Source organism: Rothia sp. HMSC072B03 (genome assembly GCF_001809565.1).
Classification (GTDB): domain Bacteria; phylum Actinomycetota; class Actinomycetes; order Actinomycetales; family Micrococcaceae; genus Rothia; species Rothia mucilaginosa_A.
In genome coordinates this window covers 341,452-368,045 of sequence record NZ_KV797969.1, presented here as the reverse complement: position 1 = coordinate 368,045, position 26,594 = coordinate 341,452, and the positions used below count along the sequence as shown (strand labels likewise).

Annotated in this window: 31 protein-coding genes; 1 reads left to right on the top strand and 30 read right to left on the bottom strand. The window is 57.4% G+C overall.

Annotation, left to right across the window (positions count from 1 at the left end):
- Positions 1-13 precede the first annotated feature (13 nt).
- The 29 genes from rpsM to rpsJ all read right to left on the bottom strand — a co-directional run bounded on the left by rpsM (position 14) and on the right by rpsJ (position 20,736).
- A complete protein-coding gene (gene rpsM / locus HMPREF2630_RS04955) occupies positions 14-382 on the bottom strand; it encodes a 30S ribosomal protein S13 (protein ID WP_005505026.1) in 369 nt (122 codons plus the stop codon).
- Between the two features lie 175 nt (positions 383-557).
- Positions 558-671, bottom strand: coding sequence for a 50S ribosomal protein L36 (rpmJ, locus tag HMPREF2630_RS04950; protein ID WP_004005257.1), 114 nt, complete (start codon positions 669-671; stop codon positions 558-560).
- A 124-nt stretch (positions 672-795) separates the two neighbouring features.
- Positions 796-1,017 (bottom strand): translation initiation factor IF-1, encoded by a 222-nt coding sequence (infA, locus tag HMPREF2630_RS04945; protein ID WP_005505018.1) that lies wholly within the window; start codon positions 1,015-1,017, stop codon positions 796-798.
- A gap of 338 nt (positions 1,018-1,355) precedes the next feature.
- Complete coding sequence (gene rlmN, locus HMPREF2630_RS04940; protein ID WP_049343387.1) at positions 1,356-2,576, bottom strand: dual-specificity RNA methyltransferase RlmN; 1,221 nt, start codon at positions 2,574-2,576, stop codon at positions 1,356-1,358.
- Positions 2,577-2,643: 67 nt separating this feature from the next.
- Positions 2,644-3,480, bottom strand: coding sequence for a type I methionyl aminopeptidase (gene map / locus HMPREF2630_RS04935; RefSeq protein WP_083298886.1), 837 nt, complete (start codon positions 3,478-3,480; stop codon positions 2,644-2,646).
- Between the two features lie 122 nt (positions 3,481-3,602).
- The gene (locus tag HMPREF2630_RS04930; RefSeq protein ID WP_049331931.1) at positions 3,603-4,166 is read right to left on the bottom strand and encodes an adenylate kinase; all 564 of its coding nucleotides are present in this window, start codon (positions 4,164-4,166) and stop codon (positions 3,603-3,605) included.
- Positions 4,163-5,470 carry a preprotein translocase subunit SecY gene (gene secY / locus HMPREF2630_RS04925; protein WP_070483653.1) on the bottom strand — a complete coding sequence of 436 codons (1,308 nt, stop codon included), beginning with the start codon at positions 5,468-5,470 and terminating at the stop codon, positions 4,163-4,165. Before secY ends, HMPREF2630_RS04930 begins: the two co-directional genes overlap by 4 nt.
- 285 nt (positions 5,471-5,755) lie before the next feature.
- The gene (rplO, locus tag HMPREF2630_RS04920) at positions 5,756-6,202 is read right to left on the bottom strand and encodes a 50S ribosomal protein L15 (protein WP_005505008.1); all 447 of its coding nucleotides are present in this window, start codon (positions 6,200-6,202) and stop codon (positions 5,756-5,758) included.
- A gap of 2 nt (positions 6,203-6,204) precedes the next feature.
- The gene (rpmD, locus tag HMPREF2630_RS04915; RefSeq protein ID WP_049331928.1) at positions 6,205-6,411 is read right to left on the bottom strand and encodes a 50S ribosomal protein L30; all 207 of its coding nucleotides are present in this window, start codon (positions 6,409-6,411) and stop codon (positions 6,205-6,207) included.
- A 2-nt stretch (positions 6,412-6,413) separates the two neighbouring features.
- Complete coding sequence (gene rpsE, locus HMPREF2630_RS04910) at positions 6,414-7,058, bottom strand: 30S ribosomal protein S5 (RefSeq protein ID WP_192830492.1); 645 nt, start codon at positions 7,056-7,058, stop codon at positions 6,414-6,416.
- 29 nt (positions 7,059-7,087) lie between these two features.
- Entirely contained in the window at positions 7,088-7,447 is a 360-nt protein-coding gene (rplR, locus tag HMPREF2630_RS04905; RefSeq protein WP_005505006.1) for a 50S ribosomal protein L18, read from the bottom strand.
- 2 nt (positions 7,448-7,449) lie between these two features.
- Complete coding sequence (gene rplF / locus HMPREF2630_RS04900) at positions 7,450-7,986, bottom strand: 50S ribosomal protein L6 (RefSeq protein ID WP_049331926.1); 537 nt, start codon at positions 7,984-7,986, stop codon at positions 7,450-7,452.
- Positions 7,987-8,013: 27 nt separating this feature from the next.
- Positions 8,014-8,412: a 30S ribosomal protein S8 gene (gene rpsH / locus HMPREF2630_RS04895; RefSeq protein ID WP_049331925.1), complete on the bottom strand. Its 399-nt coding sequence runs from the start codon at positions 8,410-8,412 to the stop codon at positions 8,014-8,016.
- A gap of 73 nt (positions 8,413-8,485) precedes the next feature.
- Positions 8,486-9,046 (bottom strand): 50S ribosomal protein L5, encoded by a 561-nt coding sequence (rplE, locus tag HMPREF2630_RS04890; RefSeq protein WP_049331923.1) that lies wholly within the window; start codon positions 9,044-9,046, stop codon positions 8,486-8,488.
- A complete protein-coding gene (gene rplX / locus HMPREF2630_RS04885) occupies positions 9,046-9,381 on the bottom strand; it encodes a 50S ribosomal protein L24 (RefSeq protein ID WP_005504988.1) in 336 nt (111 codons plus the stop codon). The genes rplE and rplX overlap by 1 nt, the downstream gene beginning before the upstream one ends.
- A gap of 3 nt (positions 9,382-9,384) precedes the next feature.
- Complete coding sequence (rplN, locus tag HMPREF2630_RS04880; RefSeq protein ID WP_005504986.1) at positions 9,385-9,756, bottom strand: 50S ribosomal protein L14; 372 nt, start codon at positions 9,754-9,756, stop codon at positions 9,385-9,387.
- 694 nt (positions 9,757-10,450) lie between these two features.
- Entirely contained in the window at positions 10,451-11,641 is a 1,191-nt protein-coding gene (locus tag HMPREF2630_RS04875; protein ID WP_049343389.1) for a YncE family protein, read from the bottom strand.
- Between the two features lie 742 nt (positions 11,642-12,383).
- Positions 12,384-15,077, bottom strand: coding sequence for a YncE family protein (locus HMPREF2630_RS09425; protein ID WP_049343390.1), 2,694 nt, complete (start codon positions 15,075-15,077; stop codon positions 12,384-12,386).
- 425 nt (positions 15,078-15,502) lie between these two features.
- On the bottom strand, positions 15,503-15,775 hold the full coding sequence (gene rpsQ / locus HMPREF2630_RS04865; RefSeq protein WP_049331917.1) for a 30S ribosomal protein S17: 273 nt from the start codon (positions 15,773-15,775) through the stop codon (positions 15,503-15,505).
- Entirely contained in the window at positions 15,772-16,011 is a 240-nt protein-coding gene (gene rpmC, locus HMPREF2630_RS04860) for a 50S ribosomal protein L29 (protein ID WP_049331915.1), read from the bottom strand. The genes rpsQ and rpmC overlap by 4 nt, the downstream gene beginning before the upstream one ends.
- A 5-nt stretch (positions 16,012-16,016) precedes the next feature.
- Complete coding sequence (rplP, locus tag HMPREF2630_RS04855; protein WP_049331913.1) at positions 16,017-16,436, bottom strand: 50S ribosomal protein L16; 420 nt, start codon at positions 16,434-16,436, stop codon at positions 16,017-16,019.
- A complete protein-coding gene (gene rpsC, locus HMPREF2630_RS04850; RefSeq protein ID WP_049331911.1) occupies positions 16,437-17,234 on the bottom strand; it encodes a 30S ribosomal protein S3 in 798 nt (265 codons plus the stop codon).
- The gene (gene rplV / locus HMPREF2630_RS04845) at positions 17,235-17,600 is read right to left on the bottom strand and encodes a 50S ribosomal protein L22 (protein ID WP_005504964.1); all 366 of its coding nucleotides are present in this window, start codon (positions 17,598-17,600) and stop codon (positions 17,235-17,237) included.
- Between the two features lie 60 nt (positions 17,601-17,660).
- Positions 17,661-17,942, bottom strand: a complete 282-nt coding sequence (gene rpsS / locus HMPREF2630_RS04840) for a 30S ribosomal protein S19 (RefSeq protein WP_004005282.1) — start codon at positions 17,940-17,942, stop codon at positions 17,661-17,663.
- Between the two features lie 12 nt (positions 17,943-17,954).
- Complete coding sequence (gene rplB / locus HMPREF2630_RS04835; protein ID WP_049331908.1) at positions 17,955-18,791, bottom strand: 50S ribosomal protein L2; 837 nt, start codon at positions 18,789-18,791, stop codon at positions 17,955-17,957.
- A gap of 40 nt (positions 18,792-18,831) precedes the next feature.
- Positions 18,832-19,134, bottom strand: coding sequence for a 50S ribosomal protein L23 (gene rplW / locus HMPREF2630_RS04830; RefSeq protein ID WP_005504959.1), 303 nt, complete (start codon positions 19,132-19,134; stop codon positions 18,832-18,834).
- Positions 19,134-19,751 (bottom strand): 50S ribosomal protein L4, encoded by a 618-nt coding sequence (gene rplD, locus HMPREF2630_RS04825; RefSeq protein WP_049343391.1) that lies wholly within the window; start codon positions 19,749-19,751, stop codon positions 19,134-19,136. The genes rplW and rplD overlap by 1 nt, the downstream gene beginning before the upstream one ends.
- A gap of 6 nt (positions 19,752-19,757) precedes the next feature.
- Positions 19,758-20,414, bottom strand: a complete 657-nt coding sequence (gene rplC, locus HMPREF2630_RS04820) for a 50S ribosomal protein L3 (protein WP_005504955.1) — start codon at positions 20,412-20,414, stop codon at positions 19,758-19,760.
- 13 nt (positions 20,415-20,427) lie between these two features.
- A complete protein-coding gene (gene rpsJ / locus HMPREF2630_RS04815) occupies positions 20,428-20,736 on the bottom strand; it encodes a 30S ribosomal protein S10 (RefSeq protein WP_004005287.1) in 309 nt (102 codons plus the stop codon).
- Between the two features lie 497 nt (positions 20,737-21,233).
- Between rpsJ and HMPREF2630_RS04810 the strand changes: the two genes are divergently transcribed.
- Positions 21,234-24,731: a Fe2+/Zn2+ uptake regulation protein gene (locus HMPREF2630_RS04810; RefSeq protein WP_143131595.1), complete on the top strand. Its 3,498-nt coding sequence runs from the start codon at positions 21,234-21,236 to the stop codon at positions 24,729-24,731.
- Positions 24,732-25,214: 483 nt separating this feature from the next.
- Here HMPREF2630_RS04810 and tuf read toward each other — a convergent pair whose 3' ends face one another.
- A complete protein-coding gene (tuf, locus tag HMPREF2630_RS04805) occupies positions 25,215-26,405 on the bottom strand; it encodes an elongation factor Tu (protein WP_049331906.1) in 1,191 nt (396 codons plus the stop codon).
- Positions 26,406-26,594: the final 189 nt, after the last annotated feature.

The window sequence follows — 26,594 nt, the reverse complement described above, 5'->3', positions numbered from 1 at the left end:
AGAGCAACGTGTCTTACTTCTTCTTACCTGCGACGGTACGCTTCGGGCCCTTACGGGTACGTGCGTTGGTCTTGGTGCGCTGACCGTGAACCGGCAGGCCGCGGCGGTGGCGCAGGCCCTGGTAGGAGCCGATTTCGACCTTGCGGCGAATGTCAGCTGCAACCTCGCGGCGAAGATCACCTTCAACCTTGTAGTTGCCTTCGATGAAGTCACGAAGTGCCACGAGCTCCTGGTCGGTCAGGTCCTTGACGCGGGTGTCAGGGTTGACGCCGGTAGCAGCGAGGGTTTCGTGTGCACGGGTCTTGCCCACGCCGTAGATGTAAGTGAGAGCAACTTCCACGCGCTTTTCGCGGGGAATATCAACTCCAGCGAGACGTGCCATACTGGCTTCTCCTTGTTGTTTTCCAGAGGTCTTTAGCATCACTGCCCGGGTTGTTCTGTCCCGGTCCCCGGCCTCTGAGTCCGGAGGTATCCGAAGTCGCCACATTGGACGCTACTTCGGAGCGGTGCCTATGACAATTCCGCCCGTAGGCGGTTATGAAGTCAGCTGCTAGGGATTAGCCCTGGCGCTGCTTGTGGCGCGGGTTTTCGCAGATCACCATGACCACACCGTGACGGCGGATCACCTTGCACTTATCGCAGATCGGCTTAACGCTCGGCTTGACCTTCATCGCATTCCTTTTGATTGCAACTTGATTACTGGCGAGATAAGAGGTTCCCTCACTTACGTTGGGGAACTATTTATCCCTTTGAACACGATTTAAACGCCGCCGGTGGGCGACGTTTATCTCGGGTTTACTTGTAACGGTAGACGATACGACCTCGGGAAAGGTCGTAGGGGCTCAGTTCCACTACCACTCGGTCCTCAGGCAGGATTCGAATATAGTGCTGACGCATCTTGCCCGAGATGTGCGCGAGAACCTTGTGGCCGTTATCCAGCTCAACACGGAACATCGCGTTGGGCAGAGCTTCAACCACAGAGCCTTCGATCTCGATGACGCCGTCTTTCTTAGCCATATCCTCCGCTAACGTCGGTGCCCGGCGCAGTTGCGTCGGACAAATGTATCTTCTGTTTATGAGCTCACCGAGGTGAGGTGCAGGCGTTTTAAGGCGCACTTAACACCGGCATAAACAACCAACTCATAACTCTACGGCAAATCATCTTTAAAAACAACCGTGATATCTATGACATCTGGCACTTAACCCGCAATGCCAAGAGGTAAAGCATCCCGCATATCACGACTCCGCGGAAGACAGAAAGGCGCCCCCCTCACCCGGCTCATTCCCGAGCAAGTCCCCGAAAAACGCCTTAACATTTTTCAAGGAGGAGGGGCACCGCCCCGTCCACACATCTGCTACTCTTCCTCTTCCTTAGCAGCAAGCTGGCCGCATGCACCGTCAATATCGGAACCGCGAGTATCGCGAATCGTCGTCGGAATACCGTGGGCACGCAGGCGCTCCACGAAGTTCTGCTCCACGCCCTTGCGAGAAGCCGTCCACTTCGAACCCGGGGTCGGGTTCAACGGAATCGGGTTCACGTGTACCCAACCGCGGCCGCGCTGCGCCAGCTTCTTGCCCAGCAGATCAGCGCGCCAGCCCTGATCGTTAATATCGCGAATCAGCGCGTACTCAATCGAGATGCGACGACCGGTCGTGCGGTAGTAGTCGTAGGCGGCGTCCAGAGTCTCGTCGACCTTCCAGCGCTGGTTAATCGGGATCAGCTCGTCACGCAGCTCATCATCCGGCGCGTGCAGAGACAGCGCCAGAGTGATGGGCAGCTTCTCCATCTCGAACTTGCGGATACCCGGAACCAGGCCCACGGTCGACATGGTCAGACCGCGCGCCGAGATACCCAGGCCCTCCGGAGCCGGATCAATCAGGCGGTGAATGGCCCCCATCGTCGACTTGTAGTTAGCGAGCGCCTCACCCATACCCATGAAGACAATGTTGGAAACACGCAGCGGACGAGTATCCTCAGAACCGCCTTCTGCTTCTTCCAGGCCCTTCATCTGCTTCAGATATCGGGCGCCGGCCACCACCTGCTCCACAATTTCTGCAGTAGAGAGGTTACGGGTCAGGCCCTGCTGGCCGGTGGCGCAGAAGGGGCAGTTCATGCCGCATCCGGCCTGCGAGGAGATGCACATGGTCACGCGGTTGTCATAGCGCATAATGACGGACTCAATGAGCGCACCGTCAAAGAGGCGGTGCACGACCTTGATGGTATCCCCACCGTCTGCTTCCAGCGTGCGTACCGGAGTCAGCAGTCGGGGCATGGCCTGCGCGACCATCTGCTCGCGTTCCTTGGCGGGCAGATCCGTCATCTCGGCGGGGTCGGTCACCAAACGCTCAAAGTAGTGCTTCGATAGCTGGGACGCACGGAAGGGCTGGTAACCCAGTTCCTTCAGAAATTCACGGCGGCCGGCCATGTCGAAATCCGCAATATGCTTCGGCGGTTTCGTGCGGCGCGGGGCCTTGAGGGTAATCTGCCCGGGCTTGGGGCGGGTGGTGGAGATTTCGACCGGTACCTTCGTCGAGGTAGGCTCGGTTTTCTCGCACCCGGTAAGAGTTTCGCTCATGGAGCTTCTTCCTGTGTGGTTGATGCTTGGGATGCGTCGCGTGGGCTACTTCCCACTGGCGACTGTATTAGGCGGGGATGGGCACGGGGGTGATGCCGAAACGGGTCAGCTCGCTTGCGCCACCGTCTTCTGCAGTCAGAACCCAGATACCTTCGCTGTGCACGGCAACCGAGTGTTCCCACTGGCAGGCATCGGATCCGTCAACGGTCACAACAGTCCAATCATCAGAAAGGACCTTGGTTTCAATGGACCCGGTGACAAGCATCGGCTCAATAGCGAAAGCCATACCGGGCTTAATTCGGGGGCCCAAGTCGCGCACGGCGTAGTTCAGCACATCCGGAGCCATGTGCATCTGCGAACCGATACCGTGGCCCACGTAGTCTTCAATAATGCCGTACTTATCGCCGTATTCTTCGGTAACGTATGCTTCGATAGCCAGGCCGATTTCACCGACCTTCTTTGCCGTGGCCAGTGCGGCGATACCGTGCCACATGGCTTCGCGGGTAACGGCGGACAGCTCGGCGCGGGCTTCGCTCGCGTTGCCGATCAGTACGGTGCGTGCAGAATCGCCGTGCCACTGACGGTTGGTGGCGGGGTCAATCACATATGCGCCACCGTCAATCGAAAGGATGTCGCCGTCCTTCAGAACATAGTCGCCGGGGATTCCGTGCACCACCTCGTGGTTGACGGAGGTGCATACGGTAGCCGGGTAGTCGTAGTACCCGTAGAAGTTGGAGGTTCCTCCCAGTTCCAGCATGGTGCGCTCGAAGGCCGCGTTCACCTCGGCCGTAGTCACGCCGGGGCGCGCGGCAGCGACAGCCGCATCGAGGGCGCGGCTGGTGATGACTCCGGCACGAGCCATCTGCTGAAGCTGTGCGTTGGTTTTGATTTCGACTCGTGCCACGATACGGCTCCTTCTGGGTTGGGGGGCTACACGCCCAAGCTTAGAACTCTACAGACAGCACTGTACCCCCGCAAGTCTTTGTGATGCATCAGGCACCACAGTCGCGGGGGTACAGCAGAGGGTTACTTCAGTGCGTCGAGGATGCGCTCGGTCACCTCGGCGATTTCGCCCAGGCCGTTCACTTCCTTGACGATACCGCGCTCACGGTAAATCGCGATCAGCGGTGCGGTCTCTTCCTCATAGACCTTCAGGCGGTGACGGATGACCTCTTCGTTGTCATCGGTGCGACCCTGCTCAGCGGCGCGGTTGAGCAGACGCTCGACCAGCTCGTCGTTGTCGGCCACCAGCAGCAGAACGCGGTCGATCTTCTCGCCCTTGGCTTCCAGGATGGAGTCGAGCTCGTGCACCTGTGCGGTGTTGCGGGGGTAGCCATCCAGCAGGAATCCGTTGGAGACGTCGCCCTCATCGAGGCGGGCACGCACCATGTTGTTGGTGACAGAGTCGGGAACCAGGTTGCCGGAGTCGATGTACGACTTCGCTTCCTTACCGAGCTCGGTCTCTTCCTTAATGTTCTTGCGGAAGATATCACCAGTGGAGATGGCGGGAATCTTCAGCGCTTCAGCAATCTTGACGGCCTGGGTGCCCTTACCGGCACCGGGAGGGCCAACGATGAGCAGACGGTTCATCGGAGCAATCCTTCGTAGTTTCGTTGTTGGAGCTGGGCGTTAATCTGCTTGAGAGTATCAAGACCAACACCCACCACGATCAGCAGCGACGCGCCGCCGAACGGGAAGTTCTGGTTTGCGTTGAACAGAATCAGCGCAACGAGGGGAATCATGGAGATGACGCCCAGGTACAGCGCACCGGGCAGGGTAATGCGGTTAAGCACGTAGCTGAGGTAACGCTCGGTCGGCTTGCCCGCACGAATACCGGGGATGAAACCGCCGTACTTCTTCATGTTGTCCGCGACCTCAACCGGATCAAAGGTAACCGCCACGTAGAAGTAGGCGAAGCCGATAATCATGAAGAAGTAGAGAACGATGTACAGCGGGTGATCGCCACGCACCAGGTATGCGTTAATCCAGTTCACCCAGTCCGGCGGGGTTGAGCCGTCGGTAGGGGTGTTGAACTGAGCCAGCAGACCGGGCAGGGTCAACAGGGAGGAGGCAAAAATCAGCGGAATCACACCGGCCATATTGACCTTCAGCGGAATGTAGGTGCTGGTTCCGCCGATGGTGCGACGACCAATCATACGCTTGGCGTACTGCACGGGGATACGGCGAACCGATTGCTCCACGTACACCACGGCAAGCATCACGACGAGGCCGATACCGCAGACCGCTGCGAAAATACCCCAACCGTGGGTCCTCTGGATGGAGCCCAAAGCATTCGGGAAGGAGGAGGCGATAGAGGTGAAAATCAGCAAGGACATACCGTTGCCCACGCCGTGCTCGGTAATCTGCTCGCCCATCCACATGATGACGGTGGTACCGGCGCACAGGGTGACGATGATGAGCAGAATGTGCATCACGTCGTCCTGGGGGATGATGCCGGGGCAGTTACCCAGCAGAACGCCGGAGCGCGCCATCGAGACGATGGTGGTAGCGTTCAGCAGTGCGAGAGCGATGGTGAGGTAACGGGTGTACTGCGTTAGCTTTGCCTGACCCTGGGCACCCTCTTCATGCAGCTCCTGGAATCGCGGGATGACCACGCGCAGCAGCTGAATGATAATGGATGCAGTAATGTACGGCATCACGCCGAGGGCAAAGATTGACAGCTGCAGCAGGGCGCCACCGCTGAAGAGGTTCACAATATCGTAGACTCCGCCACTGGTAGTGTTGGATTCAAGACACTGTTGCACGTTTCCATAGGAAACACCCGGTGCGGGGATAAAGGTACCAAAACGGTACAGCACAATCATTGCCAGGGTAAACAGCAGCTTACGCCGCAAATCGGCAGTCTTAAAGACTCGCCCCACTGCGCTCAGCACATGTCCTCCTGTAAATCTATGGGGCGCCCCTCCCCTCAAAGAGTTTTAGGGCGCAGTAAACACATCTTCCAGTCTATCGTGTTTGGGCGGATGAAAGATAACTTCTCACGAGAATATGTATGTTTTATATTCTTCTAGCGTGATTTTTACCTCTCACGCACTGTCAAAGGGCCTTCAAACAACCTATCGATATATACCAAAACAGATATATAGAACCGTCAGAATAACTTTTCACGCAAAAGCCCCCGCTCGAATTATCCGAGCGGGGGCTTTCAGTAGCTAAGACTACTTAACGGTTACGGAACCGCCAGCGGCCTCGATCTTCTCGATAGCGGAAGCCGATGCCTTGTCGACAACAACGTTCACCTTGACGGAGATTTCGCCGTTGCCCAGAACCTTCACGAGCTCGTTCTTGCGAACGGCACCCTTAGCAACCAGTGCCTCGACGGTGACGTCGCCACCGTTGGGGAACAGTTCCTGGATGCGGTCCAGGTTAACAACCTGGTACTCGGTGCGGAAGGGGTTCTTGAAACCGCGCAGCTTCGGCAGGCGCATGTGCAGCGGCAGCTGGCCGCCTTCGAAGCCTGCACGAACCTGGTAGCGTGCCTTGGTACCCTTGGTACCGCGACCTGCGGTCTTACCCTTGGAGCCTTCACCGCGGCCAACGCGGGTCTTTGCCTTGTGGGCACCCGGTGCCGGGCGCAGATCGTGAATCTTGATAGCTTCTGCCATCTTTACTTGACCTCCTCAACCTTCACCAGGTGAGCAACGGTGTTAACCATGCCAACGGTGACGGGGTCAGCAGTGCGAACAACCTTGTTACCGGGGCGCTTGAGGCCCAGGGAACGGAGGGTTTCACGCATGTTCTGCTTCTGACCAACATAGGACTTGACCTGGGTGATTTCCAGCTTTGCGTCGCTGGGCTGAATACGCTTGGCCATTACTACGCACCTGCCTTCTCAGACTTGGTGTTGCGCAGGTAGCTGGGGATAACCTCGTCGGTGGGCAGGCCACGGCGGGCTGCCACTGCCAGGGGCTCCTCAAGCTGCTTGAGTGCTGCAACGGTTGCGTGAACGATGTTGATCTGGTTCGAGGAACCGAGCGACTTGGACAGCACATCGTGAATGCCTGCGCACTCGAGTACTGCACGCACGGGGCCACCTGCGATAACACCGGTACCAGCGGTTGCCGGACGGAGCATCACAACGCCTGCAGCTGCCTCACCCTGCACGCGGTGCGGGATGGTGCGGTTCTCGATGCGGGGAACGCGGAAGAAGTTCTTCTTTGCTTCCTCGACACCCTTGGAGATTGCTGCGGGGACTTCCTTAGCCTTACCGTAGCCAACGCCGACCAGGCCGTTACCGTCACCAACGACGACCAGTGCGGTGAAGCTGAAGCGACGACCACCCTTGACGACCTTGGAAACGCGGTTGATGGTCACAACGCGCTCGATGTACTTGTCCTTCTCCTCCTCGCGAGCGCGGTTGTTGCGGCGCTCGCCACGGCCACGACGCTCGCCGCGGTTGTTGCGGCGCTCCTCGCGCTGGTTGGAGGTCTCAGCGGTTTCAGCTACTACTGCTTCGCTCACCTGAGTTTCCTTTACGTTCTGCTCGCTCATTAGAGTGCAAGACCCCCTTCGCGTGCACCGTCAGCAACGGCTGCAACACGGCCGTGGTACTTGTTACCACCGCGGTCGAACACGACTGCCTCAACACCTGCTGCCTTGGCGCGCTCTGCAACGAGCTCACCAACGCGCTTTGCCTTAGCGGTCTTGTCCAGGTCAGCTGCACGCAGCTCTGCTTCCATGGTGGAAGCGGATGCCAGGGTCACGCCCTTGACATCGTCGATAACCTGAACGAACATGTGACGGGTCGAACGGGTGACGCACAGGCGCGGACGCGCAGCGGTACCCGAAACGTACTTGCGGATGCGAGCGTGACGACGTGCACGCTGCGCTGCCTTCGACTTGATAGCCATGTTTACTTACCAGCCTTTCCGACCTTGCGGCGGATGTGCTCACCTGCGTAGCGAACACCCTTGCCCTTGTAGGGATCGGGCTTACGCAGACCACGAATGTTTGCTGCAACCTGACCAACGAGCTGCTTGTCGATACCCGACACGGTCAGCTTGTTAGCACCCTCCACTGCGAAGGTAATACCCTCGGGAGCGGTGATGTTGATCGGGTGGGAGTAGCCCAGAGCGAACTCCAGGTCGTTACCCTTCGGGGTCACACGGTAACCGGTACCGACGATTTCCAGCTTCTTCTCGAAGCCGGAGGTCACGCCGATGATCAGGTTCTGAATCAGGGTACGAGTCAGACCGTGCAGCGAGCGAGACAGGCGCTCGTCGTTGGGACGAGACACGACGATCTCGTTGTCGTTCAGAGCGACAGTGATGGGGGAAGCAACCTTGTGGGAGAGCTCGCCCTTTGCGCCCTTAACGGTGACCAGGTTGCCATCGACCTTAACCTCAACGCCGGCGGGAACCGAGATGGGGAGACGTCCAATACGTGACATTATTCTCTTCCTTTCTCTTCTAACCGACTACCAGATGTAAGCGATGACTTCGCCGCCCACACCCTTCTTCGCAGCCTGCTTGTCAGTCAGCAGACCCGAAGAGGTGGACAGGATTGCGATGCCGAGGCCACCCAGAACCTGGGGCAGGTTGGTGGACTTTGCGTAGGTACGCAGGCCCGGCTTGGAAATACGACGCACGCCAGCGATGGAACGCTCACGGGACGGACCGTACTTGAGGACGAGGGTCAGGGTCTTGCCGACCTTTGCATCCTCAACCTTAACGTCGGCGATGTAACCCTCAGCCTTCAGGATCTCGGCGATGCGAGACTTCAGCTTGGAGTAGGGCATGGATACGGTGTCGTGGTATGCGGAGTTTGCGTTGCGCAAACGGGTCAGCATATCTGCGACCGGATCAGTCATAGTCATTGTGGGCTTGTGCCCTTCCTCGTTGTGGTTTCCCTACCCCGCGGTAACGGGGTCTGGACCTACAACGTAGTCGTTACTTGGTCTTGAACGGGAAGCCCAGTGCCTTCAGAATGGCACGGCCCTCGTCGTCGGTCTTCGCGGAGGTCACCACGGTAATGTCCATACCACGCACGCGGTCGATCGAGTCCTGATCGATTTCGTGGAACATGGACTGCTCGGTCAGACCGAAGGTGTAGTTACCGTTACCGTCGAACTGGCGATCCGAGAGGCCGCGGAAGTCGCGGATTCGGGGCAGTGCCAGGGTGACGAGGCGGTCCAGGAATTCCCACATGCGGTCGCCACGCAGGGTGACGTGTGCACCGATGGGCATACCTTCGCGCAGCTTGAACTGTGCGATGGACTTCTTAGCGCGGGTAACAATCGGCTTCTGACCGGTGATTGCGGTGAGATCGCGAATAGCGCCATCCATGAGCTTTGCGTCGCGAGCTGCCTCGCCAACACCCATGTTTACGACGACCTTAACGATCTTCGGGGTCTGCATGACGTTCTCGTACTTGAACTCTTCCTGCAGAGCGGGAACGACGACCTCAGCGTACTTGGTCTTGAAGCGGGGGGTGATCTTGGTTTCGGTCATTAGATGTCCTTACCCGAACGCTTAGCAACGCGCACGCGAACGGTGCGCTCCTTGCCGTCACGCTCTACAGTCTCGAGGCGGAAACCAACACGGGTCGGCTTCTTGGTCTCGGGGTCAACAATCGCAACGTTAGAAACGTGGATCGGTGCCTCAACCTTCTGAATGCCGCCTGCTGCGCCGGTCAGGGGGTTAGCCTTGGTGTGCTTGGTGACGACCTTGACGCCCTCAACAATCACGCGGTTTTCCTTGGGGAGAACCTTCAGAACCTTGCCCTGCTTGCCCTTATCTGCACCGGAAATAACCTGAACCAGGTCGCCGGACTTGATCTTAGCCATGAATTAGAGCACCTCCGGAGCCAGCGAAACAATCTTCATGAACTTCTTGTCGCGAAGCTCACGACCCACGGGGCCGAAGATACGGGTACCACGGGGATCACCATCAGTGTTCTTCAGGATCACTGCGGAGTTCTCGTCGAACTTGATGTAGGAGCCGTCGGGACGACGGGTTTCCTTCTTGGTGCGGACGACGACTGCCTTGACAACGTCACCCTTCTTTACGGTACCGCCGGGGATTGCATCCTTGACGGTTGCGACAATGATGTCGCCGATGCCTGCGTAGCGACGCGAGGAACCACCGAGAACACGGATGGTCAGGATTTCCTTCGCACCAGTGTTGTCGGCGACCTTCAGTCGCGACTCCTGCTGAATCATATTTCTCCTGTCGTCTCGCCGGTTCCGACTCACTTGAGGCGTGAGCCAGCCTTGCGGAACATTTTTACGGGATTGGTTGACGCCCCGGGCCCCAGCTCTAGGGAAGGGGTTAGCGGAAACGCCTGGGGCAAACCCATGCCAGAAGCATTTGGACCCGCGTGAAGCGGGCGTATCCACCCGTAATTAGCGGCATTATGCACTGGCACGAGAAGCCCGTGGTTGCGCGGCTATTTGGATACAGCCGCACAGTCTTAATACTCTACAGGAACCACTCGGGCATTGCAAGGGTTTCACAAACATGATTACCGTCTCTTCTGCGCCTGTCTTACCCCAGTCTTACTGCATCAGTGCAGACATCTTCCGCCCATACATCGGGCATAGAGGGGGTAAACTCCTTATTAGACAGTTAAAGCAGGAGGCCCCTTCGTGTAGTTCCTGACGCATAAGAAACTGAAGGGGCCTCGAGAAATCTACCGCGCAATGTGTCAAACAAAGGTGGTAGATATTTATATTTTACTACTTTTTGATATATCCCGTGACAGGCTTGCCGAGGATACTTTAAATACATCGCGCATCCGGCCTATTTTCTACGCATCGCGAGCGCTATTCGCGCTAACATCTCGGCCTCTCCCCCACTGGAAAACACGGGCTGCCGCCCAAGGTTCAACGAGCCAGAGCCCTCTGAGTCCTCCGACTATTCCCCCGTAACACGCACACGAGCCAACCCATCGCGAACGATAGAGTTCAGTTCTTCTCCGGGGCGTGATTCGTTCTTCGACTCGTAATACTGACCGCTACGAGCATCCAGCACGTAGGGTACGGTAGCCGCGGGATAGTCTCCGGCCTTGTCGATAGCGATTACCGAGCCGTCGGAGAGCAGCACCTGATGATTGATGCGGGTAGGAGCTACTTGAATCGTCTCAACAATTTCTCGGGTCAAAGAGTTGATCACCGTAATGGTGCCACCACCGGCGATGGAGGGCTCTCCCTTACCGCCAAAGTCCGCGACGTAGAGCAGATGACGCTTCGAATCGAAGAGAATATCGGTGGGCATCCGGCCAAAGGGAATATAAGCCAGCTGTTCGCCCTCCAGGCTCAGAATGTACAGGCCGGAGTTCTTGCTTTCAGCTCCCTGTGCCGAAATATAAAGCTCCCCGCGGGCGGGGTCAATCTCCGCGCCGTGTACCATAACGGAGGTTTCAGCATCCTGACCACCCCGCACGGGAAAAACATTAACCCGTTCCCAGGTCTTCAGATCGATAACCCAGATTTCGTCCTTGATAATATTCGGGACATACAGCAGGCCGCTTTCCTCATCGGCGATGGGACCGAGTAGCATTGCGGGACCAAAATCCCGCAGGGGGCTGACGGTGCGCTCCCCCTTATCGTTAGCAGCAGAAATAACCTGGTAACCGCCGGCACCGGTCACGAGTACAGATCCGTCAGGAGCCACGTAGAGCTCGCGCGGGGTGAGCATCTCAATATCCTCGGAGCGTGAATCCCACACGAGCGAAAGGTCATCCTGAGAGTACGCGGTGACCGTTTGGGTTCGGGTTCCTCCGGTCCATACCAGACCGCGTTGATTGTCGAGGGCCACCCCATAGGCGGCCTGAATTTGGTAGAGGCCTTCCTGGCCAGGGTTATGGTCCTCGACCACGGGCAGATACGCGGTAAGTTCAGTCTCCAAGGTGTGGGCATTCAGGCGTGCAAGAGTGGCGCACAGGGTGCCATGGGTCTTGGTGTGGTTGAAGCTACCGGTCACGAAGAGAACATCCCGTTCGGGGTTGTAAGCAACCTGATATTGCCCGGCTAGTCCGGGCTGTCGCTCCACAATCTGGCGAGCACCTGAGACTCCCTGCTGTGTTTCGTTATTCGACTGGGACATTCTTCCTCCGAAGGTCTGTGTGTAGGGGGAACAGATATGTGCGGCTCAAGTACCACGGCCGCAAGATGAGAGGCAGCATGGGTCTTATACCTCGCAATGTTGCTCTACATCATACGTTGTGGAGGACGTGACCGCGGGGATAGACGACCTCGGGTCGTCTGCGGCCCGGTGAGCCCACGCATTTCCAAAGGTTTCCGAAAATCATGGCCTTGCGGGGAACCCAAGCTTGAGAGCCACCTCTTCTACATCGGCTGTAGCCACAGAAGAACGGTGGGGAATCCGGCAGTGATTTCGTAACATTTCTTCAGATAACGGCCCGGGATATCGAGTTTCTGCAAAAATCGGCCAAAAAGTTTAGAAATTTGGGGCGATTTTTTCAAAAATCAAGTTTTTTGCCAAAAACTCCCGCTGAAGGTGCGAAATTCAGCGAGATGTACCATAATAGAAGAGACGCATGCGTCAAACAAGAGGTTCGGTCCTTATCGGACAGATTTCTTGGGTCCCTTTTTCCTCGCTAATCCGTTTGTCTAGGGACCGAACCTCGCTTTGACCATTAAGCCCGCACTTCGGTGCGGGTTTTCTTTTCGCCCGAGACATTCCTCCGGGCATAGCCCAGGGGCGGTTCCCTTCATAAGGAAGGGAACCGCCCCTGGGCTATTTTACGGTTTACGCAAACCGATTATGGAAGCATGCTCCTCCTCCCCAGAACAGCGCTGGGAAGACCGCATGGCTTCATCGACGTTTATGCCTTGCGGCGACGAGCCACCAGAATACCGGCACCCGCGACCATAGCCAGGGCACCCAGGCCAGATGCAATCAAGACGCCGGAGGCACCGGTGTTAGCCAGCGAAGACTTCGAGGACTTCGAAGAGTTCGAGCCGTTAGAAGAAGAGGTGTTCTGCGACGAAGAAGCGGAGGTCTTCGAAGCGCTGTTGCCCTTCTCCTGGGCCGAGGGCTTCAGGGAATCTGCAGGAGCCTTGGACTGGTCCTTAGCCTGATCCTTCGACTCGGCCGGTGCGGAGGGCTCAGGAGCCGAGGGGTTCACGGGGGCGTCCTTAGCTTCATCCTTCTTCGGCTGGTTCTCGGTCGTGAAGGTGTACTCGACGGCCATGCCGCCACGTGCGTTATCGTTCTCGGTCAGGGAGCCGGAGAGCAGATAAATAGCTACCTTATCACCGGTCTTGAGCTCTTCCTTCAGGTTGGAGTTGGCAACGGTCGGACGATTGATAGTCGCGGTGAAGTTACCGTTCTCATCGGCCTTGATGTAGGCCCACACGCCCGAGCTGTTAGCTTCTGCACCCTCCAGCTTCGGCTCTTCCTTGGCTGAGATGGTGCCCTTGTTCAGCTTGACTGCGATAACCGAGCCCTTGCCGTCCTTGGTCTTGAAGCCTTCGCCGCGGAAGGTCAGCTTCTCGCCTTCCCAAGTCTTGGGGAAGTAAACCTTAGCGCCATCCTTGTACTCGTGCACAACCTCGTTCGAAGTGGCCGAATCGCTGGGCGCGGGGGTGGAGGGCTCAGGCTTAGCCGAATCGCTCGGGGCCGGAGTAGTCGGCTCAGGCTTAGCCGAATCACTCGGGGCGGGGGTAGGCTCATCGTTCTTCGCGGTGGTCAGCGGAGTACCCGCAGGGTACTGAGTAGTCACACCGGAAGGAGCAGCAGCAACCTTGGAGGTTTCGACGGTTGCGCAGGTGGTGTCTGCGGCCTTCTGCTCGGTGACGGTTGCCTTCAGAGCTTCGCCACCACGCGGGGTGTCGTTCTCAACCATCGAACCGGAGAGCAGAGCCACGGAAATCTGGTCACCGGTATTCAGATCGTCTTTCAGGCTGGAGTTAGCGGTGGTGGGGTAGGGCAGCTCGGCGGTGAAGTTACCGTTCTCATCGGCCTGAATGTAGGCCCACACGCCTGCGCTGTTGCCTTCCTTGCCGTTGAGCTTCGGCTCTTCCTTAGCGCTGATTTTACCCTTGTTCAGTTTGACGGCAACAACGGAGCCCTTGCCGTCCTGGGTCTTGAAGCCCTCACCGCGCAGCTTCAGGGTCTCGCCCTTGGTCCAATCCTTGGTGGTGTACAGCTTGGCGCCGTCGGTGTAGGTCTTCACCAGTTCCTCAGAAGAGGCCTGCGAGGCAGACTTTGCAGTGGTCTCGATGGTGGTATTGAGCTTCACCATGACACCGGGAGTAATCGGGCTGTCGGCGTTGTCCTTGCCCTTGGGTTCGGTGCTGGAGGTTCGGTATTCACCGGTAGCCGGGTCGATGGTGTAGTTGGTCTCGATCGGGGAGGCGTCCTCGGTGCTTCGAGCCAAGGCGTAGGCCGAGCCATCGGGAGTAACCAACACGTCATTTGCGCCGCTAGTAGCGCCGGTGGAGACTTCGGAGACAACGGTGCCGGTACGCGCATCAATCACGCCCACGTTGCCGGTACCGTAATCGGTAACGTAGAGCAGGTCACGAGCTTCGTCAGAGGTGATGGCAAGAGCCTGCTTACCGAAGGGAATGGACTTCTTATATGCGCCGGTCTCCAGATCGTAGACGGTCACACCGGAGTTGGCCCCGGTCTTTCGGTCGCCCTGAGAGCTTACGTAGATTTCCTTCAGGGACTTGTCGATAGTGACGTCCGAGGCGTTCAGAGCGATATCTGCGCTGTCCTTGTGCAGCTCAATGGTCTTCTCAACCTCGAGAGTCTTGCCATTAATTACCTTCAGGGTGCCTGCGCTCAGGGTAGGGACGTAGACCTTGCCATCAGCGGAGTCTACGTGCATGTTCATTGCGGTATCTTCCTCGCCCTTGGCGTCAGTGAAGGTAATCTTCTTAACCAGAGCATGAGTCGTGGTGTCAAAGACGGTCACACCGCCGGAGCCGGAAACAAAAGCTTTACCGGTTGCGGAGTCGATGCGCACCTCACGAGGATGATCAACTTCGCCTTCTGCGCTGGTCCAGATCACCTTCTTGGTCGAGGGATCCACCACGGATACGGTGCTGTTACGAGTCTGAGCCACCCACACGTAACCGGTAGCCTCGTCATAGCCGACACCGTAGGGGGATGCAATCTGCTTACCCGAGGGTTCGGTGGCTCCGCGAGGGGTGAAGTCCACGGTCGGGAACTGGTAGACCGATGCAAGGCTCGGTGCGGAGGAGACATTCCAGGAGCCCAAACCGCCGGTCAGGATCGGAGGACGGCCGGAGGAGAAGGAAGTGAACAGGGTAGAGGTAGCCGGTGCGTAAGCCAGCTGGTACTGGCCGGGCAGACCCTGATACTGGGTAGCGCTTACGCTAAAATGACGGCACTCGTCATTAGAGTTCTGTGCGCTGGATGCTGCGGGCAGGGAGGAATTGCCGTTAGCCGCAAAAGATGCGGGAATCATGGTCATCGATCCTGCGACGACGGAGAGGGCGCTGGCGACGGCGAGCAGCTTGCGTGAGGGCTTGGGTGAAGAAGTCATGGTAATCCTCGATGATGTGTTGATGATACTTCTCCAAAGGTCGTGCAACCTCCGGATTAGGTGCTCGACTACCCCTAATATATAGGCAAGGCATAGCTAAGCACTTATAGAGTTGATGATAAACACCTTCTCAGGAGGTTTTCAACCTATTTTCAGCTCTGTCTAAGTCTTCCCCCAGTACCTGTTGCCCATCTACTGCCCGTAAAATCTGCCTTTTCCCATATTTATCCAGGTCAGATCATTATTTATGCTCTACAGAAAGCCTGCCCCGGCAAAAGTACTGTTTCTATATATGACGACCAATCTCCAAATATGACGTTCTTTAGCTCGCGATGTTTCTCATCTCGGGGTATAGCAATGGCCCCTCCCCCACAGTTGTGGGGAAGGGGCCATTATTGCTCTAGCAGATGATTCTGCGGAAAGGCTTACTTAGCCTTCTCCAGAATCTCCACGACGCGCCAACGCTTGGAAGCGGACAGCGGACGGGTCTCTGCAATCAGAACGAGGTCACCGATGCCTGCAGTGTTCTGCTCATCGTGTGCCTTGATCTTGGAGCTACGGCGAACAACCTTGCCGTACAGAGCGTGCTTCACGTGGTCCTCGACCTCGACGACAACGGTCTTGTCCATCTTGTCGGAGACAACGTAGCCGCGGCGGGTCTTACGGTAGCCGCGCTCTTCGTTCTTTACTTCACTCACTTGGACTCACCTTCAGTTGCGGGACGAATACCGAGCTCGCGCTCACGCAGCACGGTGTAGATACGTGCGATGTCGCGCTTAATAGTGCGGCGACGACCTGCATTAGCCTGACCGGTGACTTCCTGGAAGCGGATGTTGAAGAGTTCCTTCTTCGCTTCGCTCAGCTTTGCAGCCAGATCCTCGTTAGAGAGTGCTGCGAGCTTCTCGATGCTCAGGTCCTTGGAGCCTACTGCCATCTCGCTTATTCACCACCTTCACGGCGACGCACAATACGTGCCTTCATCGGGAGCTTGTGGATTGCCAGGCGCATTGCCTCGCGAGCCACCTCTTCGGACACACCGGCGAGTTCAAACATGACTCGACCCGGCTTGACATTTGCGACCCACCACTCGGGCGAACCCTTACCGGAACCCATACGGGTTTCGGCGGGCTTCTTGGTCAGGGGGCGGTCCGGGTAAATGTTGATCCAGACCTTACCGCCACGCTTGATGTGACGGGTCATTGCGATACGTGCAGCCTCAATCTGACGGTTGGTCACGTATGCGGGGGTCAGGGCCTGGATGCCCCACTCACCGAAGCTAACCTCGGTGCCGCCCTTTGCGAGACCACTACGCTTGGGGTGGTGCTGCTTACGGTACTTTACTCGACGGGGAATAAGCATTTATGCCTCACCGTTCTCTGCAGTCTTGGCCTCGACCTTTGCCGAAGCGTTCTCGTTGCGGCGCTCGCGACGAGGACCACGGTTGCCCTGGCGGCGGCGGTCACCATCGCGGCGGTTGCCACGGCGGTTGTTTGCTGCCTGCTGAGCTGCCAGCTCCTTGTCGGTCAGGTCGCCCTTGTAGATCCAGACCTTCACACCGATGCGGCCGAAGGTGGTCTTGGCCTCGAAGAAGCCGTAGTCGATGTTCGCGCGCAGGGTGTGCAGGGGCACACGGCCTTCGCGGTAGAACTCGGAACGGGACATTTCAGCGCCACCCAGACGGCCGGAGCACTGGATACGGATACCCTTTGCGCCTGCACGCTGTGCGGACTGGATTGCCTTCTTCATTGCACGGCGGAATGCAACACGCGATGCGAGCTGCTCTGCGATGCTCTGTGCAACCAGCTGAGCGGAGAGGTCGGGGTTAGCAACCTCGAGGATGTTCAGCTGAATCTGCTTGCCGGTGAGCTTCTCGAGCTCGCCGCGGATGCGGTCTGCTTCTGCGCCACGACGGCCAATCACGATACCGGGACGAGCGGTGTGGATGTCCACACGCACGCGGTCACGGGTACGCTCGATCTCGACCTTTGCAACGCCTGCGCGATCCAGGTTCTTTGCCAGCAGCTCGCGGATCTTCACGTCCTCACGGACGAAGTCTGCGTAACGCTCGCCGGGCTTGTTGGAATCAGCGAACCACTTGGAGACGTGGTCAGTGGTGATGCCCAGTCGGAAACCGTTCGGGTGAATTTTCTGACCCATTTAGCGGTCCTCCTCCTTCTCCGGGGTAGCAACTACCACGGTGATGTGGCTGGTGCGCTTGTTGATTCGGTATGCACGACCCTGAGCGCGGGGCTGAATGCGCTTCATGGTCGGGCCCTCGTTCACGAATGCTTCGCTGATGAACAGCTCTTCCTCGCGGAAGGGCAGACCCTGCTGGGTTGCCTTCTGACGAGCGTTAGCTACTGCCGAAGCAACGATCTTGTATACCGGTTCCGAAGCTGCCTGGGGGGCGAACTTCAGAATCGCCAGAGCCTCTTCCGCCTGCTTACCACGGATCAGGTTGACGACACGGCGGGCCTTCATAGGCGTAACGCGAACGAAACGCGCTGATGCCTTGGCTTCCATTGCCTATCTCTCTTTCGTCTATTGCCGAAAGGGAAACGTTAGCTTATCGGTATGAACCGATTAGCGACGCTTGCCCTTACGGTCGTCCTTCACATGGCTGCGGAAAGTGCGGGTCGGAGCAAACTCACCGAGCTTGTGACCAACCATCGACTCGGTGATGAACACCGGCACGTGCTTGCGACCGTCGTACACTGCGATGGTGTGACCGAGCATGTCGGGGATAATCATCGAGCGACGCGACCAAGTCTTAATTACGTTCTTGGTGCCCTTCTCGTTCTGAGCTGCAACCTTCAGGTAGAGGTGCTGATCAACGAAAGGGCCCTTCTTCAAACTACGAGGCATGTTTCAGGCTCCTTAGCGCTTCTTGCCAGTACGACGGCGACGAACGATGAGCTTGTCGCTTTCCTTGTTGGGACGGCGGGTACGACCCTCGGGCTTACCGTTGGGGTTAACCGGGTGACGACCACCGGAGGTCTTACCTTCACCACCACCGTGCGGGTGGTCAACCGGGTTCATAACCACACCACGGACGGTCGGGCGGATGCCCTTCCAGCGGTTGCGGCCAGCCTTACCCCAGTTGATGTTGGACTGCTCGGCGTTGCCGACCTCGCCCACGGTTGCGCGGCAACGAACATCCACGTTGCGGATTTCGCCGGAGGGCAGACGGAGCTGGCCGTACTTGCCTTCCTTAGCAACCAGCTGGACAGAAGCACCAGCGGAACGTGCCAGCTTTGCGCCGCCACCGGGGCGGAGCTCGACGCAGTGAATCACGGTACCAACCGGGATGTTGCGCAGGGGCAGGTTGTTGCCGGGCTTGATGTCAGCTGCGGGACCGGACTCGACGATGTCGCCCTGAGCGAGCTTGTTCGGAGCGATGATGTAACGCTTGGAACCATCGACGTAGTGCAGCAGTGCGATGCGTGCGGTACGGTTGGGATCGTACTCGATGTGTGCAACGCGTGCGTTCACGCCGTCCTTGTCGTGACGACGGAAGTCGATCAGACGGTACTGGCGCTTGTGGCCGCCACCCTTGTGACGGGTGGTGATGCGGCCGGTGTTGTTACGGCCGCCGGTCTTGTGAAGCGGACGAAGCAGGGACTTCTCCGGGGTGGAGCGGGTGATCTCTGCGAAATCAGCAACGCTCGAACCGCGGCGACCCGGGGTCGTCGGCTTGTACTTACGAATACCCATTTAGATATTTCTTCCTTCGTTAAAGTGGTCTCCGCGGGGCTTATGCCTGCGGACCGCCGAAGATGTCGATGGTGCCTTCCTTGAGGGTCACAATCGCACGCTTGGTGTTCTTGCGAGCGCCCCAACCGAAACGGGTGCGCTTGCGCTTGCCCTGACGGTTGATGGTGTTGACGGAAGCAACCTTGACGTCAAAGATCTTCTCGATGGCCTGCTTGATTTCCAGCTTGTTGGAATCGGTAGCGACCTCGAAGGTGTACTTACCTTCGTCGAGCTGACCGTAGCTCTTCTCGGAAACGACGGGAGCAATGATCACGTCGTATACAGACTTGGTGGAAACGCTCATTACTTAGCGCCCTCCTTCTTCTGAGCTGCAGCAACGAATGCGTCGAATGCTGCCTTGGTGAAGACCACGTCGTCCGAAACCAGCACATCGTAGGTGTTGAGCTGGTCGACGTACAGAACGTGGACGTTCTCCAGGTTACGTGCGGACAGAGCCACAACGTCCTCTGCACGAGCAATCACAAGAAGGATGTTCTTGCGCTCGGTGATAGCTGCGAATGCAGCCTTTGCAGCCTTGGTCGAGGGGGTCTCACCGGAGATGAAGTTCTCGACAACGTGGACGCGGTCGTGACGAGCGCGGTCAGAGAGAGCACCGCGCAGTGCAGCGGCGATCATCTTCTTGGGGGTGCGCTGTGCGTAGTTACGCGGAGTCGGACCGTGAACAACGCCACCGCCAGTCATGTGCGGTGCACGGATGGAGCCCTGACGTGCGTTACCGGTACCCTTCTGCTTGAAGGGCTTACGGCCTGCACCGGAAACCTCGCCGCGGTTCTTGGTCTTGTGGGTGCCCTGGCGTGCAGCAGCGAGCTGTGCAACGACAACCTGGTGCAGCAGGGGCACGGATGCCTGCGCGTCGAAAATCTCTGCGGGCAGGTCTACCTTAAGGGTCTTAACAGCCATGATGTATTAGGCTCCCTTCACAGCGGTACGAACCAGAACAACGCCGCCCTTGGGACCGGGGATTGCGCCCTTGATCAGCAGGACATTGTTCTCTGCGTCCACACCCTGGATAGTCAGGTTCAAGGTAGTGTGACGTGCTGCGCCCATACGGCCAGCCATGCGCATACCCTTGAACACGCGTGCGGGGTAGGATGCGCCACCGATGGAACCGGGCTTACGGTGGTTCTTGTGCTGACCGTGAGACGCGCCAACACCCTTGAAGCCGTGACGCTTCATAACACCTGCGAAGCCCTTACCCTTGGTCTTACCAACGACGTCGACCTTCTGGCCTGCTTCGAAGAGCTCAACGGTCAGTTCCTGACCGAGGGAATACTCAGAAGCATCTGCGGTACGCAGCTCGACGATGTGGCGACGGGGGGTAACACCGGCCTTCTCGAAGTGACCAGCCAGGGGCTTGGTAACCTTGCGAGAGTCGATTGCACCGAAACCAATCTGAACAGCTTCGTAGCCGTCAGTCTCCTGGTTACGGATCTGGGTAACAACGTTAGAATCAGCCTTGACGACGGTGACGGGCACAAACTTGCCGTCCTCGTCCCAGACCTGGGTCATGCCGAGCTTGGTGCCCAGCAGGCCCTTCACCTGGCGCTCGAATTTGTTAGTCATTAGATGCGATCCTCTACAGCTTGATCTCGATGTTTACGTCTGCCGGCAGGTCGAGACGCATGAGGGCATCAACAGCCTTGGGGGTCGGATCAACAACGTCGATCAGACGCTTGTGCGTACGCATCTCGAAGTGCTCGCGGCTGTCCTTGTACTTGTGGGGAGAACGAATAACACAGTAGACGTTCTTCTCGGTCGGCAGCGGCACGGGGCCAACTACAGTTGCGCCTGCGCCCTTGACCGTTTCGACGATTTTCCGTGCCGAAGAATCGATGACCTCGTGGTCATAGGACTTCAGACGGATGCGGATTTTCTGTCCCGCCATCTGTCGGACTCTCTTTCTTGATGTATTCCCTGTATCGGAGCTTTTGCCCCTTTGTTATAGCGCTTAAGGAACGCGATATATTCATCACGTGCGCCACTCAGAACGGACTGAATCCGGCTTTGCCGGGTTCCTCACCCCGCCTGAGTACCGACCCCCGAACTCGGGCGTGTCGTCTATATTCTAGACAAACTCGTCCCGTCATCCTTCGGACCGGGTCATACGTGGGCCTATCTGATACAGATAGACACTTTGACAACGTCGTCAATTCTCTCAAATATTCGGGGGTTTTCGCAATGTCAACGTTCATTAAGTGGTCAAGAACACTTAAAAGACCTTCCTGTCCCTCTCCGTAACCAGACATCATCGCCCGGTGTGTCCTTCACAGAGACTTCTAAACCTACTTTCAGTATTTTCCATGCAGTTTATACCCCGAAATATAGCTTTCAAGCCTAATAGTACTCGTATGGTAGAAGTACCACTTAGCCTAAGGAGAAATCATGTCTCAGCCGACACAACCTCACCGGGCACCCAGTCACACGCACTCCCCCATCAACCAACCCTATAACGAGCAAGCACCGTTCCCTCCCTCCCCTGCACCATCGCAGGTCACCCGCGGAGAAATGTACTCTCATCAAACACCGCATCCTCAGCGGATGAACGAGGACCTCTTCCTCAATATTGTTCTGTACATCGGTTCGCTTCTGCTCATTGGAGCTGCTGCCCTTTTCATTACTTCGGTTACTTCCTCGACCGACGAGACGGCGCTGATTCGCGTCCTCGCGTTAGCGTTGGGGGCCGTTGTCTTTTACGGTGCGGGCCTGTTGACCTACCGTTTCGTGAAGCGTCTGCGCATCGCTTCCTATTCCTTTACGGCGACCGGCTTGGCTTTCATCCCCCTCACGGGTATTGCCACGTATATCCTCGGTATCTGGGATCAGGGCCGTTTCATCTGGCTTATCACTTCTCTGATTGGTACCGCCGCAATTATTGGAGCATGTACTCTGATGCGTAACCGTGTCATGGGTTATCTCCTAATTTCTTTCTTTATTTCAGATTCGTTGGCCGCCACGAGGGTGGTTGAGCTCCCCTTCGTTTGGTACTTCATTGTCCTCACGGTCGTAGCGATTGTCTTGGGACTCGTACTTCACTTTGTTCCCGAAGCCGCTCCACGGGGTATCCGCGAAGGTCTCGTTGATTCATCACGAATTTTTGTTCCGGTCACCGCGGCGTCCATTTTCTTCTTTACCTATGAGATGTCCTCTCTGGACATGGGTATCGCCTTCACGGTGATGTCTGTCCACGCTATCCTCTTCCTGTGCATGGAGGGGAAGATCGACTACTTTGTTCAGGCACGAATCTACCCGCTTATTGCTGTCCTGGCATTTGCTGATGAGTTGAACCAAATTGTCTGGACTCCCTCGATTTTTGCGATTACCGTACTCGTCACCAACATTGTTTCTGTGTACGTCTTCGTCCCCCGCGTGCGCACTATGGCTAATGCGCAACTCCCCACCCAGCATCAAGAGGCTACGGTATCCAAGATTCCTTGGAGCTCTTCTGCTGCTCAGTCGCCTCGCGAGAAGTTCGAGTGGCTTCCTACCTACGACGCAGGCTTCGGTCTCATCCTCCTTTCTTGTGCATTTGTAGCCGCCCTCGCCATAGCTTCCCCCTATGTAGAAAGCGGCTGGGCCGAGCTTCTACCGTACGTGCAGACCCCCCACACAATCTTCCCCGCTTCCTGGGGTATCGGTATCTTCTATCTGATCAGCTGCCTGACCTACCGTAAGGCTCTTCGGCCGATGGCGTTGCTGGCCTTCTCGGCACTTCTCCCCTGCATCGCCCTCTTGATCAATATCGCGAATGGGAACACCCAGGGCGATTTCTACCTCTTCTTTGGCGCATCTACCATCATCTACATTTTGAGCCGCAGCGACATCAAACTACGCTTTGCAGGATCCATGATGAGTACCCTCGGGTATGCGCTAGGTTTCTTCCTGCTTGCGACGACCCTCTTCCCTGACATGCAGCCCATCGAGATGCGTCTGGTCTTCGCGCTTGTATTTGCACTTGCGGGCCTGCTCATCTTCGCTCTTCCCTCCGCTGAGATTCAGGGGATCCCGGGTCTACGGAGAACCCCCGAGGGGCTGGCTTACCTGTTCCTTGGTTCTCTGTCGTTGCTCGCCTCGATGTTCGTGGACATTACCGTCAAGACGATTGCCCAGCATTTCTGGGCCTACTTCGGTATGTTCTCTGCAGCGCTTCTTCTACTCAGCCTTTTGGCTATTCTGCTGTTGGGGCGTATCTTCGGCATTTCAAACCGTGACGATATGCGCTACACCCTGCTGGTTCTGACGCGTATTGGTCTCTACGGGCTTCTTCTGATCGGCTTGGTCGGGACCCTGTACTACCGTAGCGCCCTCGCCACGGTGATAACAGGTACCTTGGATATCGCAGGGTACACGCTGTGGGTCGCTGTTCTCCCGACTTTGATCACCGTGCTATACGCGGCGCTCGGTCTTATGTTGCCCCCTCGTTCAGCAATCCGCACCGAGATTCTGACTGTTTCTCGTCTGCCTATCTGCTGGTCGCTATTGCTTCTGTCCATGAATAACGATGTGAAGACGATGGTCGTCCATTTCTTCTTCGTTGCTCTAATGGCTGCGCAAACCCTGTACAGTGTTCTCCTCTATGCCCGCACTCGCCGCATTGCCGAGCTATACATCGCGACGGGAGTCTTTACGGTGGCGGCCTGCTACAGCGCTTTCACCGGCGGCCTGCTATATCTTGAGGATCCCCTTCTCTCCGTCGGTGCTCCGGCTCTGCTGATTGCTGTCTGGGGCGTTAGCGTTGCTCTGAAGGTTCCGTACCTACAGCCCGGTGCTTCTCTGAGCGTGAGCACGTTCTGTATCACTGCTCTCTGGAATGTCTCCGGGGTTCCGGCTCCTTCGGACCACGCCGAGTTCTTCGGCTACTCCGCACTTCTGGCTGTCGTTATTCTGTGGGTATTGAAGGTCCTCATCCCCCGAGAGAATCCCGTTCTGCATCCTAACGTACGTCCTTCCATAGTCGTCCAGGCGGGATCTAGGAACGTTGTTCTTCCGATGCACGGTCCCCTGCCTGCACCCACCTCGCAGTTTGCGCCCCGCCTCCCCCTGGCTCAGGGTATTTTTGGTCCGATCAACTATCTGCTGATGGTTCCCGCACTGGGCGTACTCTATTTCGCCACGCTAATGGGCCTGCTAAGCTCCACTCACGTAGAGCTCAACGCCCTCCTATGGGGTCTAAGCACGCTGTGTCTGATGTCCGTATGCCGAGTGGAGCAGGTACCTACCATCGCAACGACGGCTTTCTGCCTCTCTATCTCCCGGCTGATGCTGCATTATTCTGATGCACCTCGCATCGTCCTGGTGCTGGAGATTGCCCTTTTGATTGTTCTCGCCATCGCTGCGGTTGGTGTTTTCAAGAATTTGGCAGCGCATCGTCCCGTCAATGAACAGGTGTCGTCTACTCTCCTGTACTGCGCTCTGGGTCTTCAGGCGCTCCTGACGCTGGTTCTTTGGAGAATTCCGACCGGGGGCCCTGACGTTATCCTCCTCGTACTGGGCATTGGTCTGACCCTCTTGGCCGGTCTTGTACTCCCCAAGGCGTGGGCATACGTATCGGCAGTACTGGTGACGGTGGATCTTGCCATTTCGCTCAATGGTCTCAACCCGCTCTTCCTGCTCATCATCTCGGTGATTCTTATTGCCGGCGTCATTTGGAGGCTCCTTGCCCGTCAAAGTGGCCACCAGGATGACAGTGGCGTCCCGTCGACTCCGGTGGATCAGACTCCGGTTTCTCAAGCTACCGCTCTTCCCCCGGCCGAGGGATATGTTGGGCAGTCTCCCAGCGGGCAGGCACCACAATCGGTGAATAGCCAGTCTATTCCGCCGGCGCAGACCCCGCCTCTCGGTGGCGGCTACTCCGTTCCTGAATGGGACGGGCGTTCGGCGTAGTGACGTTGCCTCGCTAACGCCCTGAGAAGTCACGGTAAGCCGTGTTTTCCAAGGCGCCCCACCTTCAAGCGGCCCTCAGCTTCATACGGCTGAGGGCCGCTTCTTTGTCGCTTCCGCCATCCCCCATTGCGACGAGGAACAACTAGCAAGGTCTGCGGTCACAGGGCAGAACGTTTCCGAAGCCCCGCGCACTTTCGTGGCCTGTCCTCCGCCCCGTTGCTCTTCTTCTAGATTTTCTTCCCCCGTATTTTTCTGCGTGGTCCCTTCTAAATGCTCGGGTACCGTGAGGGGGTTATCCGGCCCTGTCCTGCGCTGGTCGGCATACGATTTTGTCTAGGTGCTATGGCAAGACCACTACGAGACCGGTTCTGGGCATAACAAAAGGACCCCCGCAAAACTGCGGGGGTCCTTAAGTATCGCTACCTGGTGGAGGGGAAAACCCTCCGGCAGGTCACCAGCGAATTGTCGTAAAGTTTACGGCAATTACTTGATGATCTTGGTAACGCGACCCGAACCAACGGTGCGGCCACCCTCACGGATAGCGAAGCCGAGGCCCTCTTCCATTGCGATGGGCTGAATCAGGTCAACGGTCATCTCGGTGTTGTCACCGGGCATAACCATCTCGGTGCCCTCGGGGAGGGTGATAACGCCGGTCACGTCAGTGGTACGGAAGTAGAACTGAGGACGGTAGTTGGAGTAGAAGGGGTTGTGACGGCCACCCTCATCCTTGGAGAGGATGTAGACGTTTGCCTCGAACTCGGTGTGGGGGGTGATGGAGCCCGGCTCCACGACAACCTGACCACGCTCAACATCGTCGCGCTTCAGACCACGCAGCAGCAGACCACAGTTCTCGCCTGCCCATGCCTCGTCGAGCTGCTTGTGGAACATCTCGATACCGGTAACGGTGGTCTTCTGGATCGGGCGGATACCAACGATCTCGACCTCGGAGTTCAGCTTCAGGGTACCGCGCTCTGCACGGCCGGTCACCACGGTGCCACGACCGGTGATGGTGAAGACGTCCTCGATGGGCATGAGGAAGGGCTTGTCCTTCTCACGCACGGGGTCCGGGATGTAGGTGTCGACTGCGTCCATGAGCTCCTCGATCTTAGCAACCCACTCGGGATCGCCTTCGAGAGCCTTCAGCGCGGAAACGCGAATGACAGGGGCGTTGTCGCCGTCGAACTCCTGCGAGGAGAGGAGGTCACGGACCTCCATCTCGACGAGGTCGAGGAGCTCTTCGTCGTCAACCATGTCTGCCTTGTTCAGTGCAACCAGCAGGGTGGGGACGCCAACCTGGCGAGCGAGCAGAACGTGCTCGCGGGTCTGTGCCATGGGGCCGTCGGTAGCAGCAACCACGAGGATTGCGCCGTCCATCTGAGCCGCACCGGTAATCATGTTCTTGACGTAGTCAGCGTGGCCGGGAGCGTCAACGTGTGCGTAGTGGCGCTTCTCGGTCTGGTACTCAATGTGAGCAATGTTAATGGTAATACCGCGCTGGCGCTCCTCGGGAGCGGAGTCGATCATACCGAAGTCGCGCTTCTCGTTCAGGTCCGGGTACTTGTCAGCCAGAACCTTGGAGATTGCTGCGGTCAGGGTGGTCTTACCGTGGTCAACGTGACCAATGGTACCGACGTTAACGTGAGGCTTGGAGCGCTCGAACTTAGCCTTAGCCAAGAGTGTTCCTCCTAGAACGATTGAAAACATGCACGCGGATCTTCGCTCCGGCGCATCCCGTTATAAAACGGTCTAGCGTCTACAATAGCGGATTACGCCGCAGAGATGAAACTGTTCATGCTCTCAATAATGGATTTAATTGAAAATTTTAGCGTGGGCCACAGGTTTTTAGCCCGTGGCCCACGGGTG